General features: G+C 62.1%; 18 protein-coding genes and 1 pseudogene. 5 read left to right on the top strand and 14 right to left on the bottom strand.

The window, feature by feature from the left end; translation table 11 throughout:
* Nucleotides 1-23: 23 nt before the first annotated feature.
* Nucleotides 24-503: pseudogene (locus EXW71_RS05645) on the top strand (flavin reductase family protein); the annotation flags it as partial.
* Nucleotides 504-535: 32 nt separating this feature from the next.
* Here the strand turns inward: EXW71_RS05645 and EXW71_RS05640 are convergent.
* The gene (locus tag EXW71_RS05640; RefSeq protein ID WP_134656698.1) at nt 536-1,858 is read right to left on the bottom strand and encodes a hypothetical protein; all 1,323 of its coding nucleotides are present in this window, start codon (nt 1,856-1,858) and stop codon (nt 536-538) included.
* Nucleotides 1,859-2,076: 218 nt separating this feature from the next.
* Here EXW71_RS05640 and EXW71_RS05635 point away from each other — a divergent pair, with 218 nt between their 5' ends.
* From EXW71_RS05635 to feaR, 3 genes are all read left to right on the top strand, one after another.
* Nucleotides 2,077-3,576, top strand: coding sequence for an APC family permease (locus tag EXW71_RS05635; RefSeq protein WP_134656697.1), 1,500 nt, complete (start codon nt 2,077-2,079; stop codon nt 3,574-3,576).
* A complete protein-coding gene (locus EXW71_RS05630; RefSeq protein ID WP_134656696.1) occupies nt 3,542-4,105 on the top strand; it encodes a DUF3156 family protein in 564 nt (187 codons plus the stop codon). The genes EXW71_RS05635 and EXW71_RS05630 overlap by 35 nt, the downstream gene beginning before the upstream one ends.
* A 112-nt stretch (nt 4,106-4,217) precedes the next feature.
* Entirely contained in the window at nt 4,218-5,150 is a 933-nt protein-coding gene (feaR, locus tag EXW71_RS05625; RefSeq protein ID WP_134656695.1) for a transcriptional regulator FeaR, read from the top strand.
* A 101-nt stretch (nt 5,151-5,251) separates the two neighbouring features.
* Here feaR and EXW71_RS05620 read toward each other — a convergent pair whose 3' ends face one another.
* From EXW71_RS05620 to EXW71_RS05600, 5 genes are read right to left on the bottom strand one after another with little or no spacing between them, the layout of a single operon-like run.
* Entirely contained in the window at nt 5,252-6,004 is a 753-nt protein-coding gene (locus tag EXW71_RS05620; protein ID WP_134656694.1) for an SDR family oxidoreductase, read from the bottom strand.
* A complete protein-coding gene (locus EXW71_RS05615; RefSeq protein ID WP_134656693.1) occupies nt 5,997-6,797 on the bottom strand; it encodes an SDR family NAD(P)-dependent oxidoreductase in 801 nt (266 codons plus the stop codon). Before EXW71_RS05615 ends, EXW71_RS05620 begins: the two co-directional genes overlap by 8 nt.
* Nucleotides 6,790-7,611: a molybdenum cofactor biosynthesis F family protein gene (locus EXW71_RS05610; RefSeq protein ID WP_134656692.1), complete on the bottom strand. Its 822-nt coding sequence runs from the start codon at nt 7,609-7,611 to the stop codon at nt 6,790-6,792. The genes EXW71_RS05615 and EXW71_RS05610 overlap by 8 nt, the downstream gene beginning before the upstream one ends.
* A gap of 12 nt (nt 7,612-7,623) precedes the next feature.
* Nucleotides 7,624-7,989, bottom strand: coding sequence for a cupin domain-containing protein (locus tag EXW71_RS05605; RefSeq protein WP_134656691.1), 366 nt, complete (start codon nt 7,987-7,989; stop codon nt 7,624-7,626).
* Between the two features lie 28 nt (nt 7,990-8,017).
* On the bottom strand, nt 8,018-9,316 hold the full coding sequence (locus EXW71_RS05600; RefSeq protein ID WP_134656690.1) for an FAD-binding oxidoreductase: 1,299 nt from the start codon (nt 9,314-9,316) through the stop codon (nt 8,018-8,020).
* 207 nt (nt 9,317-9,523) lie between these two features.
* Here EXW71_RS05600 and hpaR point away from each other — a divergent pair, with 207 nt between their 5' ends.
* Nucleotides 9,524-9,946, top strand: a complete 423-nt coding sequence (hpaR, locus tag EXW71_RS05595; protein ID WP_134656689.1) for a homoprotocatechuate degradation operon regulator HpaR — start codon at nt 9,524-9,526, stop codon at nt 9,944-9,946.
* A 27-nt stretch (nt 9,947-9,973) separates the two neighbouring features.
* Here hpaR and hpaI read toward each other — a convergent pair whose 3' ends face one another.
* The 8 genes from hpaI to EXW71_RS05555 all read right to left on the bottom strand — a co-directional run bounded on the left by hpaI (nt 9,974) and on the right by EXW71_RS05555 (nt 17,256).
* Nucleotides 9,974-10,774, bottom strand: coding sequence for a 4-hydroxy-2-oxoheptanedioate aldolase (gene hpaI / locus EXW71_RS05590; RefSeq protein ID WP_134656688.1), 801 nt, complete (start codon nt 10,772-10,774; stop codon nt 9,974-9,976).
* Nucleotides 10,775-10,790: 16 nt separating this feature from the next.
* Nucleotides 10,791-11,594, bottom strand: coding sequence for a 2-oxo-hept-4-ene-1,7-dioate hydratase (hpaH, locus tag EXW71_RS05585; RefSeq protein ID WP_134656687.1), 804 nt, complete (start codon nt 11,592-11,594; stop codon nt 10,791-10,793).
* 11 nt (nt 11,595-11,605) lie between these two features.
* Nucleotides 11,606-12,910, bottom strand: coding sequence for an MFS transporter (locus EXW71_RS05580; protein ID WP_134656686.1), 1,305 nt, complete (start codon nt 12,908-12,910; stop codon nt 11,606-11,608).
* Between the two features lie 133 nt (nt 12,911-13,043).
* Nucleotides 13,044-13,436 carry a 5-carboxymethyl-2-hydroxymuconate Delta-isomerase gene (locus EXW71_RS05575; protein ID WP_134656685.1) on the bottom strand — a complete coding sequence of 131 codons (393 nt, stop codon included), beginning with the start codon at nt 13,434-13,436 and terminating at the stop codon, nt 13,044-13,046.
* A gap of 15 nt (nt 13,437-13,451) precedes the next feature.
* On the bottom strand, nt 13,452-14,309 hold the full coding sequence (gene hpaD, locus EXW71_RS05570; protein WP_134656684.1) for a 3,4-dihydroxyphenylacetate 2,3-dioxygenase: 858 nt from the start codon (nt 14,307-14,309) through the stop codon (nt 13,452-13,454).
* A gap of 48 nt (nt 14,310-14,357) precedes the next feature.
* On the bottom strand, nt 14,358-15,818 hold the full coding sequence (gene hpaE / locus EXW71_RS05565; RefSeq protein WP_134657859.1) for a 5-carboxymethyl-2-hydroxymuconate semialdehyde dehydrogenase: 1,461 nt from the start codon (nt 15,816-15,818) through the stop codon (nt 14,358-14,360).
* A 5-nt stretch (nt 15,819-15,823) separates the two neighbouring features.
* A complete protein-coding gene (locus tag EXW71_RS05560; protein WP_134656683.1) occupies nt 15,824-16,594 on the bottom strand; it encodes a fumarylacetoacetate hydrolase family protein in 771 nt (256 codons plus the stop codon).
* On the bottom strand, nt 16,591-17,256 hold the full coding sequence (locus EXW71_RS05555; protein ID WP_134656682.1) for a fumarylacetoacetate hydrolase family protein: 666 nt from the start codon (nt 17,254-17,256) through the stop codon (nt 16,591-16,593). Before EXW71_RS05555 ends, EXW71_RS05560 begins: the two co-directional genes overlap by 4 nt.
* Nucleotides 17,257-17,345: the final 89 nt, after the last annotated feature.

The raw sequence follows: 17,345 nt of genomic DNA, 5'->3' as shown, positions 1-17,345 counted from the left end.
ACGGGGCCGCCCGGGAGTCTTGCATGTCTGATAGCCGCCTTTTCGACCCACGGGCCTTTCGCCGCGCCTTGGGCAACTTCGCCACGGGTGTGACCGTGGTCACCGCCGCCACCGCCTCCGGGCGCAAGGTCGGCGTGACTGCCAACAGTTTCAATTCGGTGTCCCTCGACCCGCCGCTGGTGCTCTGGAGCATCGACAAACGTTCCAATAGCCATGAAGTGTTCGAGGAAGCCAGCCACTTTGCGGTAAACGTGCTGGCGGCTGACCAGGTGCATCTGTCCAATAACTTTGCGCGCCCGCGCGAGGACCGTTTTGCCCTGATCGAGTACGAGCCCGGGGAAGGCGGTTCGCCGGTGTTCGCTGATTGCTGCGCACGTTTCCACTGTGAGAAATACCAGCAGGTGGACGGCGGCGACCACTGGATCATGATCGGCAAGGTGGTGGCCTTCGATGACTTCGGCCGTGCGCCGCTGGTCTATCATCAAGGTGCCTACGCAGAGGTGCGGGCGCTGCATCCGTGTGCGCCCGAGGGGGTTCAGAAGGGTACGGCAACCACTAACTGACTGTAGACATTGGTACCGTTGCCACCGACCTGGTTGCCGCCGGTCTCTGCCGCCTTGTCGGGTTTGTACAGGCCCAGCAGTGGGGTGATGATCAGGTGCTCGTTCACTGCCCACTCGGCGTACAGGTCCAGCTCGCGGCCATCCAGGTTGAGCTGGCCGCGGGTGCTGACGGTGCTGTAGTCGAAAAACAGTGCGCCGAGGGTGACGTTGTCCAGCGGCTTGACCTTGAGCGCCACGTGTTGCACTGCCGTATTGGTGTTGTACGGCCCGGAATAGTTGCCTGCTACTTCGCCCTGCACCCAGGTGCCGTAGCCACGGTTGAAGCCCGAGAACATACCGTCCCAGTTTTTCGAGTAACGTGCGTAGCGATATGTCAGGTCGGGTGACCACGGCAGGTTGGTGAAGGTATAGCCGGCTTCGGCGTAGCCGGCGTTTTGCTGACTGTCGCGGCGGTCCTGGCGGGCCAGTTCAAAGGCGAAGTGTGCGTTGTCGATGCCGGCATTGCCGGCGCCGCGCAGGCTGTACAGGTTCATGCCTTTGCGTTGGCGTTGTACCTCGCTGGCGAAGCGCTCATCCACATCGATGCCGTGAAGATAGGTGAGCCCCAGGGTGCCCGGCGCGGCGCTGTATTCCAAGGTGCCTGCGGCCATTTCGGTCATGGCCTGGGCGGGGTTGTCGGACTTGATCCACATCAGGCTGCCATGCACGCCATCCTTGCCGCCCAGGCGGATTACCGCGGTTTTGTCGAAGGCATGTCGCGCCGCAATGTAGTAGGCGCCGCCTCGATTGAATTCTCCATCACCCACGCCCTTGCCCAGGTTGGGCCCGTCGTCGTTGACGATAAAACCGTCGCCCAGGGTGATGATCTGTCGGCCGAATGACAGGTCCACGCCGTCTTTGCCCAAGGCTGTGAACAGGTCGCCGGAGCGCCAGCCGGCAAAGGCTTCGTCAAACTTGGTGGTGCGTTCTTTGCCGGTGGTGACCCCGGATGCATCGCCGTCGCCCCAGGTCCCGGAACTCACCAGGTTGGCGGTGCCATACACGCCGCCAAAGCTGCCCAGGCTCTGGTCCACGCTCAGGCCATACTTGATGAAGGCCTCACGCCAGGTGGAACCCCCGCTGCGTCCATCGTAGTTCTTCGGGCTGTTGAACATGCCGTACACGGCAAGGAAATTGCCTGTGACCTTGGTGTCGGCGTCGGCGTACAACTCGATGGCGCAGGCTTTGCCCGCCAGCAGGCTGATACCCAGCACGACCGCCTGGCGCAGGCGACGATTCTTCAGTGTGTGCTCCATTATTATTGCCCTTATGCTTGGTTGAGAGTGAGGGCGCATTAGGGGGAGCGGCGAGTAGCCAAGTCTTTCCTCTGCGTGCCAGGGAATTGACCCAGGCCGCCAGCCGGCACGTTGTGGCAGGGAGCAACAAAACCAGCGGCACACAGGGGCAAGACGAGCAACTCGGGTGGGGCGCAGAGTGCCGATACATTAAAAAAAACCTTTTCGAGGGCCCCACCATGTCGAGCAACGACCTACTCACCGCACACCTCAATCGGGGTACGGTAGGTTTCCCCACCGCGTTGGCCAGCACCATCGGCCTGATCATGGCAAGCCCTGTGATACTCACCGCCACCATGGGCTTCGGCATCGGCGGCAGTGCGTTTGCCCTGGCGATGCTGATCGCCGTGGTGATGATGCTGGCCCAGGCGAGCACCTTCGCCGAAGCCGCCTCCCTGCTGCCCACCACGGGTTCGGTGTACGACTACATCAACTGCGGCATGGGGCGTTTTTTTGCGATCACCGGGACCTTGTCGGCCTACCTGATCGTGCATGTGTTTGCCGGCACCGCCGAAACCATCCTCTCAGGGGTGATGGCCCTGGTGAACTTCGAACACCTCAATACCCTGGCCGAATCCGCCGGCGGTTCGTGGTTGCTCGGCGTGGGCTTCGTGGTGGTCTTCGGCGTGCTGAATGCCTTTGGCGTCAGCGCGTTCGGCCGTGCGGAAATCATCCTGACCTTTGGCATGTGGACCACCCTGATGGTGTTCGGCGTGCTCGGCCTGATCGCTGCGCCGGCGGTGCAGTTGGATGGCTGGTTCGGTGCGTCGCTGGTGGGCACCGACCTGATCACTGTGCTGTCGCTGGTGGGTCTGGCGATGTTCATGTTCGTCGGCTGCGAGTTCGTCACGCCGTTGGCGCCGGACCTGCGCCAATCGGCCAAGGTGATGCCGCGCGCGATGATGCTCGGGTTGTCAGGCGTGGCCATGTGCATGTTCATTTATGGCGCGGCGATGAAGCGCCAGGTAGAAAACGTAGTGTTGGATGCCGCGTCCGGTGTGCACCTGCTGGACACGCCGATGGCGATCCCCAAATTTGCCGAGCAGGTGATGGGACACGTCGGCCCTCTGTGGCTGGGCATCGGCTTTCTGTTTGCCGGGGCGGCGACCATCAACACCCTGATGGCCGGTGTGCCTCGCATTCTCTACGGCATGGCGGTGGACGGCGCACTGCCCAGGGTCTTTACCTACCTGCATCCGCGTTTCAAGACGCCGCTGCTGTGCATCCTGGTGGCAATGCTGATCCCCTGCCTGCATGCGCTTTACCTGGGTGGCAACACCGACAACATCATGCACCTGGTGCTGGCGGCGGTGTGTGCGTGGAGCTTTGCCTACCTGCTGGTGACGGTGTCGGTGGTGATCCTGCGCATCCGTCGCCCGGATTTGCCCCGGGCCTACCGCTCGCCATGGTTCCCGTTGCCGCAGATCGTATCGAGCTTCGGCATCCTGTTGGGCATGTGGTTTATCACACCGCCAGGCATGCACCCGGCCGATATCTATGTGCCGTTCGGCGTGATGCTCGGCGTGACCGCAGCGTATGCATTGTTCTGGACCCTGGTGGTGCAGAAGGTCAATCCCTTCAAACCGGCCTCCGTGGAGGAGGTACTGGCCAAGGAATTCAGCAACGAACCGGGGCATCTGCGTGATGGTTATAGCGACTTTGCGGCAAAAACTGTTTGAGCTGTTACGCGCCGACCGCACCCCGACAGGGTATCGGCCAGGAGTCACCCTGGCGCATTTGCGGCGCAATCTCGGGCTGGCGACACTCCAAGTGAATGGCTTTGCGTTTGAGATCGTCGAGCGCACCGAGTCGCAACTGTTGATGCATGTGGTCATGACCGAATTTCTTCTGCAGGTACCTGCTTCGGCAGGAGGCACGAGGCGTTTCGAGGTGCACCATGGCGGCGCGATCCGGCGCAATGGCATTCGCGTACGTTGCCGCTCCGGTAATCCGGCAATGGGCCGTGAATTGCAGGCGCGGTTGCAGGCCGACGACGTGCTTTTACAGGCCCTGATGCCACTGGATTTCAAGCGCTTGCGGATTGAGCTGCAAAACCGGCAATGGAGCGTACGGCTGGAGCATATGGGCGGCAGTGAAGTGGTTAATCGAATGCCGGCGTTTCGTCGTTATATCGCCTTGAGCCCTGTGCAGCGCGAACATTTACTCGCGACGTTGGCCGGGTTGCAACGCGTATTATCGACGCTCTGATTGGCATCAATAGTGCTTCTGCAATGGCAAACAGGTAGTTGTTGCGTGCATATAGATAACATGTTAACTATTGCGCCAGAACAACAAAAAGAAGCCATTGCGGAGACACCCCATGAGCATCCCACAGCATGCACACAACGGGCTCGACAGCTGGAACAGCGAACTGCGCGCCGCGTGCGGTCACTTCGATACCGAACTGGCCTTCAACCGCTCGCTGTTCATCGGCGAGATCCACAACCTCCCGCGCGGCCTGGCCATCCTGCGCACCAATGCCGGGCTGATCAAGCGTGCGTCGCACCATGCCGACCATGACGACGACCAGGCGTGTTTCCTGATCAGCCAGCGCAGCGGTTACTCGCAGATCGTACAGAACGGCCAGACCCTGCAACTGGCCCCCGGCGAGATGCTGCTGATGGACTCGGTAGGCTCCATCGAAATCACCCCCTTCGGCCTGATTGAACATGCCTCGCTGTCCCTCGCACGCGCCGAGGTGTGCAAGCACGTGGGCGGTGAAGCCCGCGCCTTCGGCAAGATATCTTCGACCAAGGCCTGTGGGCGCATGCTGCACGTGCTGATGGACCAACTGTGCAAGGACGACACCGAAGATGGCGCAGGTGAGGTCGAGGCGCTGCAAGCGGCGTTCGTCTCATTGCTGGGCTCGGCCCTGGAGCAGGGCGATAAGTGCTGCGAAGGCGTGGCGGCGCTGCAGGGCAATAACCTGCGTAGCTATGTGCAGAAGGTGATTGATGAGTCACTCAGCCAGCCGGGCCTGAGCCCGATCGGCCTGGCCAACCGGCTCAACATTTCAGTGCGCCAGCTTTACCGGTTGTTTGAAGAGCAGGACGACAGCGTCTGCCGTTATATCCAGCGGGCGCGGCTCATGCGCAGCGCGGATGACTTGACCAACCCGTTCCTGCGCAGTGAGTCGATCACCTCGATTGCCTACAAGTGGGGCTTTACCGATTCGGCCCACTTCAGCCGGTCGTTCAAGAAGCAGTTCGAGGTGTCGCCGAAGGATTTCCGGTCGAGCCGGTTGCAGGCTTGATGTGGGAGGGCGCCTGCTCCCGATGAGGCTGGGTCAGTTGATACATCTGTAGCTGACCCATCGCTATCGGGAGCAAGCCCCTCCCTCATTTGAATCGGGTTTCAGGTTTCAGGCAGGGTAGACCCGCCATCTACCACCAGGGTTTGCCCGGTGATGTAACTGGCCAGGTCCGATGCGAGAAACAACATGGCCCCCGCGATATCCGCCGCCGCGCCCAACCGCCCCAGGGGCACGCGGCTGGCGATGCTGTCGGTCAGCGAGGCGTCACCCAGATTGCCCATCGCCGGGGTGGCGATCATGCCGGGCTCCACGCCGTTGATCCGCACATTCAGCGGCGCCAGCTCCAGCGCCGCATTGCGGATAAACCCGTTGACCCCGGCCTTGGACGCCGCGTAATGACTCAGCCCCGGGTAACCGACCCGGTTGCCGGTGACGGAAGACGTTACCAGCACGCAGCCCTGGCCTTGTGCGCGGAACATCGGCAACGCCGCCTGGGTCAGCCAGAACAGCGCCGACAGGTTGACCGCCAAAGTGCGCTGCAGCAGCGCAGGGGTGATGTCCTGCAGGGCGGTCAGTGGAAAATACCCCGCGTTGTGCACCACGGTATCCAGCCGAGGCAGTCCTTTGACGCAATCGAATATCGCCTCGGCCTCTGCCAGGTCCACACCCAGCGCTTCGACGTAATAACCCTGCGCGCACAACGCTGCGGCTACTGCCTGGGCCTGCGCCAACAGGCGGTCGGCAATCACCACCCGTGCGCCACGCTGGGCAAATGCCTCGACGATGCCGCGCCCGATGCCTTGGGCACCGCCGGTGACCAACACCACGCGCCCGCTGAATTCCAAGTCATTCATGGTGGGTCTCCAGGTGTGCGAAGGCCAGAGTGGGGACGTCCACGATGCTTGAACCACCGTCGGCCACCACCGTGGCGCCGGTCATGATCGAGGCATCGCCGGATGCCAGGAAGCGGCACACCTTGGCGATCTCTTCTGGCTGGGCGGCACGTCGCAAAGGCACGTCGGCGCACACGCGCGCATAGGCCTGCGGCAAGGTCTCGCCATAAGCGTCCATCAACGGCAGCATCTCCGCATCGGCCATGGGCGTGTGAACCCAGCCCGGGCACACCGCGTTCACCCGTACACCGTGTGGCCCGTAATCGCGCGCAAGGGAGCGGTTCAGCCCGAGCAACGCATGTTTGGTCGTGGTGTAGCCGCACACTTCAGGCCCCGCTGCCAGCGAGGCGATGGAGCCGATCAGTACGATGTTGCCCGCACTTGCCTGCAGCAGCGGCAAACAGGCGCGGGCACTGTAGAACGCGCTGTCGAGATTGCTGCGCAGGGCGTCTGCCCAGGTGGCGGGACTGGTGTGGGTCGCACTGCCCAGGCCATGGCCACCGGCACAGGCCAGCAGCACATCGAGGCGGCCGTAATGTTCACGGACCTGGCGGATAAAGCCGTCCCAGGCGTCCGGGCAGGCAGCGTCGCCCACCAGGATCAGCCCACCGGTATCGCGCGCCACTTGTTCCAGCGGCTCACGACGCCGGCCGACCAGCACCAGACGCGCGTCTTCCTCGGCATACATTCGTGCGCATGCGGCACCGATACCGGTGCCGGCCCCGGTGATCAGCACCGTGCGCCGCTCAGTCACGAGGGTACTCCGTGCGGTTGAGCACCTGGCAGTACGAGCTGATCGGGAAGTTCGACAGCGCATCGAACGACGCCCCGGCATAGCCGAAGATCTTGCCGTCGCTGCGGTGCTGTTGCAGGTCAATCAGCACCAGGCCGAGGGTGGGCACGATCTTCTCCTGCCATACAAACAGGTACAACTGCTCGGCGATTTTGTAGTAATGGCAACGGTCGGTGTCGCACAGGCCTTGTTCCACGCCTTTGAGGCATTGCCACGCGTAGAAGCGCTGGTTGAGGTAGATATGCTCGTAGACCTCGCTGGGGCTGTAGCGATACTGATTGCGCAGGCCCACCAGTTCGCCGGTAGGGGCGTGCAGGCAATGGCCGTCCTGCCAGGGACGGTCGAGGCTGCCGTGAGGGAAGTCAACCTGCACCGAGGTCAGCGGCTTGCCGGCCAGGGCCCGATGGTAAAGGCCCTCGTGGGTCTCCTGTTGGCTTGGCAGGCTGCCGATCACGGCAGTGAATGACGCTGCCGGTACATCCAGCACCAGGCTGATCGACCAGCTTTGCCCGGCTTCGTGCTTGATGAAGTCCACCAGGTACAGCCCTGGGCGGATCGAGGTGGCCCGGTACGGCGCGCTGCCGCTGGAGTGGCCATCGGCGGCGTGCCAGGCCAGGCGCTCCTGCTCGAAACGGTGCTCGATCTGCCAGCCATTGGCGAAGTGCAGGGTGAACGTCTGGCCGGCCAGCTCGGCCAGGTTCGGCAGGATAAAAGCTTGCGGGGCGAAACCGTCGGCCAGCGCGCCCACGGTGATCCAATCCGGAGAATTCGTCATGGCAACGCTTCCTTATGCGACGGCGAAGTAGTGTTTGACGAAACTTTCGCTGACCACTTCCCACAATACCGGCGTGCCTTTGGTCACGAACCAGCTGTCACCGGCTTTGTAGCGTGCGGACTGGCCGGTGGATTCATCGGTCAGCACCACTTCGCCAGTCACGATGGTGGCTTGTTCGGCGAACGGGTAGACCATGCGGAACTTGCCTTGGGTCGTGCCGAAATAGGCGCTGCTGACGGGGTCGGTGGGCGCGCCAAACGTCATCTTGCCGAAGGCGCGCACTTCGCCTTCGAGAATCTGCGAGCCGAGGTCGGCCACGGTACCCCAGGCGTCGAGTTCCGACAGCTGGACGTTGTGCTTGAGGGTGATAAGCGTCATGGCAGTTGCTCCTGATGAGTAAGGGGGATTAGCGGCGCCCGTTCCAGTAACCGGAAAGTTGGTGCCAGGATTTGCCCGCCGTCAGCAGCAACGGGCGGATGGCGTCCTTGCCGATAATGGTCGGGCGATGAATGGAGCTGACCAGGTCATAGCGCGCCGAGCCTTCGCTCATGCCTTCGGCCAGGACCTTGCAGATGATGTGGCTGGGGGTCACGCCAAAGCCTGAGTAGCCCTGCACGAAAAACGCATTGCTGCGGCCCGGCAGGGTGCCGATCTGCGGGAACAGATTGGGGCTGCACGCCATCGGGCCGCCCCAGGCCAGGTCGATCTTTACGTCTTTGAGGTAGGGGAAAATCTTCAGCATCAGGTGGCGGTTCCAGGCCTTGAGGTCGCCGGGAATATGCTCCACCAGAGGCGTCGCGGCGCCGAACAGCAGGCGGTTCTCGTTGGTCACGCGGTAGTAATCGATCACCGGGCGAATGTCGCTGTAGGCTCCGCGAATCGGGCTGATGCGCTGGATCAGCTCTTCGGACAACGGCTCGGTCATCATCTGGAACGCGTAGGTGTTGATGGTCGAGCGGTGCAGCTCCGGTTCGAGTTTGTTGAGGAAGCTGTCGCAGGCCCACAACAACTTGCTGGCGCGCACCGAACCGCGCCCGGTACGCACGGTGATGCGCTCGCCGTAACTGACTTCCAGCGCGGGGCTGTTCTCGAAAATCCGTACGCCGTGGCTGGCCAGGGCGGTGGCTTCGCCCAGCAGCAGGTTCAGCGAGTGCACATGCCCGCCGCCCATGTGCAGCAGGGCGCTGGTATAGGCGTTGGAGCCGATGATCTGTTGCACATCGCTGCCGCCGAGAAAGCGGATTTCGTGCTGGCTGTTGATCGATTTGAAGTCTTTTTCCCAGGCGCGCAGGGTTTTTTCCTGGCGGGCGTTGAAGCCCATGTAGCCGTAGCCGTGGCAGAAGTCTGCATCGATGTTGTACTTGGCGATGCGGTTCTTGATGATGTCGGCGCCCAGGTCGCTGATCTCGAACACCTGGCGCAGGCCGTCCTCGCCGACGTCTTTCTTGATCTTCTCCAAGTCATGGCCGATACCTGCCATGATCTGCCCGCCGTTGCGGCCGGTGCCGCCGAAGCCCAGGTAGCGTGCCTCCAGCACCACAATGTCAGTAATGCCTTTTTCCGCCAATTCCAGGGCCGTGTTGATGCCGGAAAAACCACCGCCGATCACCACCACATCGGCTTCGATGTCCTGTTCCAGGGTGGGGAAGCTGAGGTTGTATTTCTTGGTGGCGGTGTAATACGTGGGAGTTTCGATGTTGATCATGGCGCAGCCTGAAAAGGTGAAGGAAGGCTCTGAAGCGGATGCCTCCATTAAGGGCCCTGACGGGATGGAAGTCTTGACGCTGCGTGCCCGTGCATTTGATTCAGAGCGCCACGGGCAGTGCGCTCAACAAGTTATAGCGCTCTCACTGGCAGGGAATGCTAGAGTTTCGTTAAATTATTAACTAAATACCTCGTGACCCTGATCCCTATGTCCAAACCTCGCCAGTCCCTGACCTTGACCCTGCTGCAAGCCCGCGAAGCCGCGATGAGTTTCTTCCGCCCGTCGTTGAATGAACACGGCCTGACCGAACAGCAATGGCGGATCATCCGCATCCTTGAACAGTACGGTGAGCTGGAGATTTACCAGTTGGCGGAACTGGCCTGCATCCTCAAGCCGAGCATGACCGGCGTGCTGGTGCGCATGGAAGCCGCCGGCATGGTGCACCGACGCAAAGCCGAGCAGGACCAGCGCCGCGTGTTGGTGACGCTGGCCGACAAGGGCAGGGCGAGTTTCGAATCGATGAGCCATTGCATGGAAGCCAACTACCAGCGCTTGCAGGATCAGTTGGGCGAAGAGAAGTTCGATGCCCTGCTGGGCCTGCTGGAAGACTTGAAGAACATCAAGCGCTGAGTCACCGCCACATCCGAACGTGCGATTTCAGTACACCCCACCAGTGGTTGCAGGCTCTGGAATACCCTTGAACTTCCCCGCCAGGGCCTGCAGCCCGCGCATCAACACCGTGGTATCCACGCCCACTGCCACAAACGTTGCACCCAGTTCGATATAGCGTCGAGCAAGCGTTTCATCGGCACTCAAGATGCCTGCCGCCTTGCCCGACTGCACGATGCGCCGGATGGCGGTTTCTATCGCCGCCTGCACGTCGGGATGCCCGGGATTACCTCGATGTCCCATGGACGCACTCAAATCTGCCGGCCCGATGAACACACCGTCGACGCCGTCGACCGCCGTTATGGCCTCCAGATTGGCCAAGCCTTCGCGATTTTCAATCTGCACCAGCAGGCACATCTGTTCATCGGCCTGGTCGAGATAACCGGAAATGCTGTTCCAGCGCGAGGCGCGGGCCAAGGCACTGCCGACGCCACGGATACCCGCAGGCGGATAACGCATGGCGCGCACCAGATCGTGGGCTTGGGCGGCACTTTCCACCATCGGCACCAGCAAGGTCTGGGCGCCGATATCCAGCAGTTGCTTGATCAGCGCGCTGTCGCCGATCACCGGGCGAATCAGCGCCTGGCTGGGGTAGGGCGCCACGGCCTGCAACTGCCCGAGCAGGCCTTGCAACTGGTTGGGCGCGTGTTCGCCGTCGATCAACAGCCAGTCGAAACCGGCGTTGGCGGCCAGTTCCGCGCAGTAGGCGTGTGCAAGGCCGAGCCACAGGCCGATCTGTACTTCGCCGTTGAGCAAGCGTTGTTTGAAGCGGTTGACGGGCATGTCCATGGCAATCCTCCAGGGCTTAGACGAAGCGGCAGGCAATCGACCCGAGCAGGTCGTAGTCGACATGAAAGGTATCGCCAGGGTTGGCCGCCACCGGCCGGGTGAAGGAGCCACCGAGGATGACTTGCCCCGGCAGCAACGTGACGTCATACGGCGCCAGTTTGTTGGCCAGCCACGCCACACCCTTGGCCGGGTGGTTGAGCACCGCCGCGGAGACGCCGGACTCCTCGATCACTCCATTGCGGTACAGCACCGCCGGCACCTTGCGCAGGTCGATCTCGGTGGGGCGCACGGCGCGACCGCCCAGCACCACACCGGCATTCGCAGCGTTGTCGGAGATGGTGTCGAACACCTTGCGGGTCGCGCGGGTCTGCGGGTCGACCTGCTGGATGCGGGCATCGATGATCTCCAGCGCCGGGATCACCCATTCGGTGGCGTCGAGTACATCGAACACTGTGCAGTTCGGGCCTTTGAGGGGCTTGCCGAGGATGAAAGCCAGCTCCACTTCCACCCTTGGCACGATGAAGCGATCGAAGGGGATGTCGCTGCCTTCGTCGAAAAACATGTCATCGAGCAGCGCGCCGTAGTCGGGTTCGGTGATGTTCGACGACACCTGCATGGCCCGCGAGGTCAGGCCGATCTTGTGGCCTTTCAAGGTGCGCCCGTCCTTGATCTTCTGGGCGACCCAGGCGCGCTGGATCGCATAGGCGTCCTCGAGCGTGATGTCCGGGTAGTCGAGGGAAAACTGGCGCACTTGTTCACGGCTGTGTTCGGCGCGGTCCAGGCGGGCGGCCGCTTCAAGGATTTGCTGGGAGTCGAGCATGGCAACAATCTCTAGTGTGGGTTGACGATGGCGGCGTGTGTGCGTAGCACCAGCAGGCCGCCGAGGGCGATAAACAGGGCAAGGACATACAGGGCCAGGCTGGCGCTTTGGGTGGCGTCGCGCATCCAGCCGATCAGGTACGGCGCGAGAAATGCGGCGACGCTGCCGAACGAACTGATCATGGCGATGCCGGCAGCCTGGGTGGTGTTGGATAGAAACGCCGGCGGCAGTTGCCAGAACATCGGCAGGGCCGCACTGGCGCCCATGCCGGCCACCACCAGCCCGCCCATCACCAGCAATGGATTGCCTGGCGCCAGGCCTGCCACGGCAATGCCGACGGCGGCCATCAGCAATGGCACACACAGGTGCCAGCGGCGTTCGCGATGGCGGTCGGAAGAACGCCCGCAGCCGATCATAAAGCAGCAGCCGGCCAGGTACGGCACGGCACTGAGCAGGCCAATTTGGCTGTCGCGGCCGATGCCGGCGCCATGGATCAGGGTGGGCATCCAGAACGCGAGGGTGTTCACTGCGAGCATCACCGCAAAGTACACCGCGACCAGCAGCCACACTTGCGGATCGCGCAGGATGCCGCCGAATGAGGTGATGGTCTTGCGTTGTTCTTCGCTGTTCAGTTGGGCGCGCAACTGCTGCTTTTGTTCGGCGGTCAGCCAGCGCACCGAGTCGAAACCGTCCGGCAGCCCCTTGAGCACCACCAGCCCCAGCAGCACCACCGGCGCACCCTCGATGAGGAACATCCACTGCCAGCCACGCAGGCCGCCTGCATCATGGAAGTGTTCGAGAATCGCCCCGGACAGGGGGCCGCCCAGCACCCCGGCCATGGGCACGGCGATAGCGAACAGCGCGGTGACCTGGGCGCGACGGCGGGCCGGGTACCAGCGGTTGAGAAACACCAGGATGCCCGGGAAAAACCCAGCCTCGGCCACCCCCAGCAAGAAGCGCAGCACGTAGAAGCCGCGCGCACTCTCGACCCACAACATGCCGGTGGACAATAAGCCCCACACCACCATCAGGCTGGCGATCCAGCGCCTGGGCCCGACCCTGTCCAGCGCCATGTTGCTCGGCACGCCGAACAGCGCGTAGGCGATGAAGAACAGCCCCGCGCCGAAGCCATAGACCGTATCGCTGAAGTGCAGGTCGCTGCTCATCTGCATCTTGGCGAAGCCGATGTTGATGCGGTCCAGATGGGCGAACAGATAACACACCAGCAGAAGCGGCATCAGGTGCCAGGTGACTGAACGATGGGTGCGATCGTGCTCGGCCAGTACGCGGCTGGCAGTGGTTTGGGCTGTGCTCATGATGGTGTACTTTTTGTTGTTAGGAGCGAGCTTGCTCGCGAAAAACGTCAACGAAAACGCAGCGCCTTTGGTTACCCACGGTGCGTGTGGGATCTTCGCGAGCAAGCTCGCTCCTGCAAGGACTGCGTCCGTTTCAGTTCGCCGGATTGTTCAGAAACGCATGCACGTTGTTCTGCTTGAAGTTGAGCTGTGGGTGCAGCTCGACCATCTCGAACGACAGCGCCAGCAGGCGCTGCGCCTGCAACTCGGCGAAGTGCGTGGTGATCAGCGCGAACACCGCTTCGGCTACCGCCTGGCGCGTGGCCAGGTCGCGGCCGTGGCCAACCTTGAGCGTCATGTGCACAAAGGCGTAGTCGTGCTTGCCATCGGCCATGCGCCAGGTGTCCAGGCGCACGCCACGGCTGCGGATACCGCCGAGGGGAAACACGCCACTGTCTCCCAGCACGCGGTGGACCTGTTCAAACAAACCGGGCAGGTCGGCCTGTTGTTCGATGTTGTCGGTGTACTCGACGATAAAGTGCGGCATGGGTTTCTCCCAGGTTTACAGCGGGAAAATCGCGTTGATCTGGCCGGTGCCCGAGCTGCCGAACGGGGGCGTGATGATCTCGGCGGGCTGGGCATATTCGGGCCCGCCCAGCAGGCCGAGGAGCATGGCGGTGTCATGCATCTTGCCTTCACCAAAACAGTGCTCGGCGTAGTCCGGCAACATCGCGCAGAACTCCTTGAAACGGCCTTGCTGCCACATATCCACCACGTGCAGGTCCATCTGCTTGTCGAATTCGCGGGTCCAGTTGTGGATATTCGCTTCGGCCTCGCGGTCGTCCGAGAAGCGGTGGGATAGCGAGCCGGAGGCCAGTACCAGTACCTTGCGGTCACTCTTTTCGATGGCTCGGCGTACGGCGGCGCCGAACGTGAAGCTGTCTTCCAGACGGTGCCAGGCGCACCAGGCGGCGATGGAAATGACCTTGAATTTCTCATCATCCGGCACGCCCATGTGCATGTAGCGCATGGGCACCAGCGTGCCGTATTCCAGCTCCAGGCTCGGGATGTTGTGGGCCATGCTGCGCACACCGGCCAGGTTGGCCTCGGCGGCGATCAGTTCGCCCAACTCGGGGCAGCCGGGGTAGGCGTACTCCATGTTCTTGATGAAGTGCGGCAGCTCGTTACTGGTGTAGGTGCCCTGGAACTGTTCGCCGCAGTTGACGTGATACCCACTGTTGACCAGCCAGTGCACGTCGAACACCACTGCGGTGTCGGCGCCCAACGCTCGCGCACGACGGCCGATTTCCTTATGCCCGGCAATCGCCGCTTCGCGACAGCCATGATGTTTGCCGGGCAGTTCCGACAGGTACATCGACGGCACATGACAGATCTTCGCTGCCAGAACCACTTCGCCCATGATGATTCTCCTGAGTCATTATTCTTGTTGGCGTGCAAAGGTGGCTGGCTATACGCCCCAACGCGGGATGTGATGGCTGCCCATGGAAATGCATACGTTCTTGATCTCGGCAAACACTTCAAAGCTGTACTGGCCGCCTTCGCGCCCGGTGCCGGAGCCTTTGACCCCACCGAATGGCTGACGCAGGTCCCGCACATTCTGGCTGTTGATAAATACCATGCCGGCTTCAATGCCGCGCGCCAGACGATGGGCCTTACCGATATCCTGGGTCCAGATATAGGAGGCCAGGCCGTACTCGGTATCGTTGGCCAGTTGCAGCGCCTGGGCCTCGTCCTTGAACGGAATCAGGCACACCACCGGACCGAAGATTTCTTCCTGGGCGATGCGCATCTTGTTGTTCACATCGGCAAACACGGTCGGCTGGATAAACTGGCCTTTGCTCAAGTGCGCCGGCAGGTTGGCGGGGCGCTCCAGGCCTCCGGCGAGCAGGGTGGCGCCTTCTTCGAGGCCGATCCTGATGTAGCCGGTGACCTTGTCGTAATGCGCCTGGGTGATCATCGAGCCGACCTGGGTGTTGGGGTCTTGCGGATCGCCGACGATCAAGCGTCTGGCGCGGGCGGCAAACTCGGCGACAAACTGCGGGTAGACGCTTTCCTGGATGAAGATCCGGCTGCCGGCGGTGCAGCGCTCGCCGTTCAGGGAAAAGATGGTGAACAGCGCGGCGTCCAGGGCACGCTCAAGGTCGGCATCTTCAAAGATCAACACCGGCGACTTGCCGCCCAGTTCCATGGAGTATTTTTTCAGGCCGGCCGTCTGCATGATTTTCTTGCCCGTGGCGGTGCCTCCGGTAAAGGAAATCGCCCGCACGTCCGGATGGCGTACCAGGGCGTCGCCGGCGGTGGCGCCATAACCCTGGATCACGTTCAGCACGCCGTTGGGAATCCCGGCTTCCACCGCCAGGCGCCCGAGTTCATTGGCGGTCAGCGGTGACAGCTCCGACATCTTCAACACCGCCGTATTGCCCAGGGCCAGACACGGCGCGGTCTTCCAGGTGGCGGTCATGAACGGCACGTTCCATGGCGACACCAAGCCGCACACGCCCACCGGCTGGTACAGGGTGTAGTTGAGCATCTGGTCATCCACCGGGTAGCTGTGGCCGTCCATGCGCGTGCAGACTTCGGCGAAGAAATCGAAGTTATGCGAAGCGCGCGGGATCAGCACGTTCCGGGTCTGGTGGATCGGCAGGCCGGTGTCGAGGGTTTCCAGTTCGGCCAGGTGCGGCACGTTCTGCTCGATCAATTCGCCGAGTTTACGCATCAACCTGGCACGCTCTTTGGCCGGGGTGTTGGCCCACTTGGGAAACGCCTCCTTGGCGGACGCCACCGCTTGGGCGACTTCCTCGGCGCCACCACTGGCGACTTCGCCAATGGCCTCGCCGGTGGCCGGGTTGTAGTTGATGAAGGTGTCTTTGCTTTCGACTTCACGGCCGTTGATCCAGTGTTTGATCATGTTGCTCACGCCTCTTTCCGGGCGAAAAAAAAGTCCGCCTCGCTGACAATTCGGTTGACCAGACGGCCCACGCCTTCGACTTCCACCACCACTTCATCTCCCGGCACTACATCGGCCAGGCCTTCGGGGGTTCCGGTGGCGATCATGTCGCCCGGCTGCAGGGTCATGAAGCTGGACAGGTATTCGATCAGATAAGGAATATCGAAAATCATGTCGCGAGTGCTGCCGACCTGGCGCAGTTCACCGTTGATCCAGGTGCGCAGGGTGAGATTGCTCGGGTCGGGCACGTCGGCCACATCGACGATCCAGGGGCCGACCGGTGTGGTGGCGTCGCGGTTTTTCACTCGCAGGTTGGGGCGGTAATAGTTTTCCAGGTAGTCGCGGATCGCGTAGTCGTTGCACACCGTGTAGCCGGCGAGGTAGTCCAGGGCGTCGGCGCGCTTGACGTTGCGCGCGGCCTTGCCGATGACTGCTACCAACTCGCACTCGTAATGCATGTAGGCGACGTTGTCCGGACGCCACGTGACCTGGCGATGGCCGGTGTAGGTGCCCACCGACTTGATGAACACCAGGGGTTCGGTCGGCGGCTTGAACGCCAGCTCGGCGGCGTGGTCGGCGTAGTTCAGGCCGAGGGCGAACATGTTGCCGGTGGCCGGTGGCAACCATTGCACCTGATCTTCCGCGACCCGGCGGCCATCGTTCAGGCGTACGGCATTATCGGCTTCAACCTGTACGGCGTGGACTTCACCTTCAAAACGGATGCGCGCGTGTTTCATGCTTGAGTCTCCGCTTGAACATGGCTGACCAGGCGGCCCACGCCGTCGATCTCGACTTCAACCTTGTCGCCGGGCAGCACATCCACACGACCTGGCGGAGTGCCGGTGATCAGCACATCGCCCGGGTGCAGGGTCATGAACTCGCTGATCTCGGCGAACAATTGCGGGATGTCGCGCACCCAGTTGGACGTGGAATCTTCCTGGCGCAGCTCACCGTTGACCCAGAGTTTGAGACTCAGCTGATTGGGGTTGGTGACTTGATCCCGTGGCACCACCTGCGGCCCCAGGGCACAAAAACCATCGCGGCATTTGGCTTTGACGGCAGGGCGGTAGTAGCTGTCTTCCGGCAGGCTGAACTCATTCACCACCACATATCCGGCCACATGGGCCATGGCGTTTTCCAGGCTGACGCGGCTGGCGCGCCGGCCGATCACCACGCCCAACGCCGGCCCCGGTTGCAGGCGTTCTCCTGCAGGATGCAGCACCACGCCGCCGTGCTCGTTGCGTGTATTGGGGGTCTTGATAAACAACACCGGCTTGGTCGGCGGATTCTGATAGGGCGCCTGTTCGAAGGCGGCGAGATGCTGGTCCAGCAGGCCCTGGTAGTTCAGCGCAACGCCGAACAGGGTGCCGCTGGCAGCATCATGCAGGGTACGGCTCATGCGTTTCTCCTGGCGGTGGCAACGGCTGCGTAGGCAGTTCGTTAATGTGTTAACGTTATAATTAATATGTTAACTATCGTCAAGCATGG

This window comes from Pseudomonas sp. BCA17 (assembly GCF_004519405.1).
Classification (GTDB): domain Bacteria; phylum Pseudomonadota; class Gammaproteobacteria; order Pseudomonadales; family Pseudomonadaceae; genus Aquipseudomonas.
Note: the sequence above shows the minus strand (reverse complement) of the source record. Positions and strands in the feature narration are given on the sequence as shown.

Coding starts and splice junctions, on each gene's coding strand:
- EXW71_RS05640 (WP_134656698.1), bottom strand. CDS start 1,858: ATGGAGCACACACTGAAGAATCGTCGCCTGCGCCAGGCGGTCGTGCTG.
- EXW71_RS05635 (WP_134656697.1), top strand. CDS start 2,077: ATGTCGAGCAACGACCTACTCACCGCACACCTCAATCGGGGTACGGTA.
- EXW71_RS05630 (WP_134656696.1), top strand. CDS start 3,542: ATGGTTATAGCGACTTTGCGGCAAAAACTGTTTGAGCTGTTACGCGCC.
- feaR (WP_134656695.1), top strand. CDS start 4,218: ATGAGCATCCCACAGCATGCACACAACGGGCTCGACAGCTGGAACAGC.
- EXW71_RS05620 (WP_134656694.1), bottom strand. CDS start 6,004: ATGAATGACTTGGAATTCAGCGGGCGCGTGGTGTTGGTCACCGGCGGT.
- EXW71_RS05610 (WP_134656692.1), bottom strand. CDS start 7,611: ATGACGAATTCTCCGGATTGGATCACCGTGGGCGCGCTGGCCGACGGT.
- EXW71_RS05605 (WP_134656691.1), bottom strand. CDS start 7,989: ATGACGCTTATCACCCTCAAGCACAACGTCCAGCTGTCGGAACTCGAC.
- EXW71_RS05600 (WP_134656690.1), bottom strand. CDS start 9,316: ATGATCAACATCGAAACTCCCACGTATTACACCGCCACCAAGAAATAC.
- hpaR (WP_134656689.1), top strand. CDS start 9,524: ATGTCCAAACCTCGCCAGTCCCTGACCTTGACCCTGCTGCAAGCCCGC.
- hpaI (WP_134656688.1), bottom strand. CDS start 10,774: ATGGACATGCCCGTCAACCGCTTCAAACAACGCTTGCTCAACGGCGAA.
- hpaH (WP_134656687.1), bottom strand. CDS start 11,594: ATGCTCGACTCCCAGCAAATCCTTGAAGCGGCCGCCCGCCTGGACCGC.
- EXW71_RS05580 (WP_134656686.1), bottom strand. CDS start 12,910: ATGAGCACAGCCCAAACCACTGCCAGCCGCGTACTGGCCGAGCACGAT.
- EXW71_RS05575 (WP_134656685.1), bottom strand. CDS start 13,436: ATGCCGCACTTTATCGTCGAGTACACCGACAACATCGAACAACAGGCC.
- hpaD (WP_134656684.1), bottom strand. CDS start 14,309: ATGGGCGAAGTGGTTCTGGCAGCGAAGATCTGTCATGTGCCGTCGATG.
- hpaE (WP_134657859.1), bottom strand. CDS start 15,818: ATGATCAAACACTGGATCAACGGCCGTGAAGTCGAAAGCAAAGACACC.
- EXW71_RS05560 (WP_134656683.1), bottom strand. CDS start 16,594: ATGAAACACGCGCGCATCCGTTTTGAAGGTGAAGTCCACGCCGTACAG.
- EXW71_RS05555 (WP_134656682.1), bottom strand. CDS start 17,256: ATGAGCCGTACCCTGCATGATGCTGCCAGCGGCACCCTGTTCGGCGTT.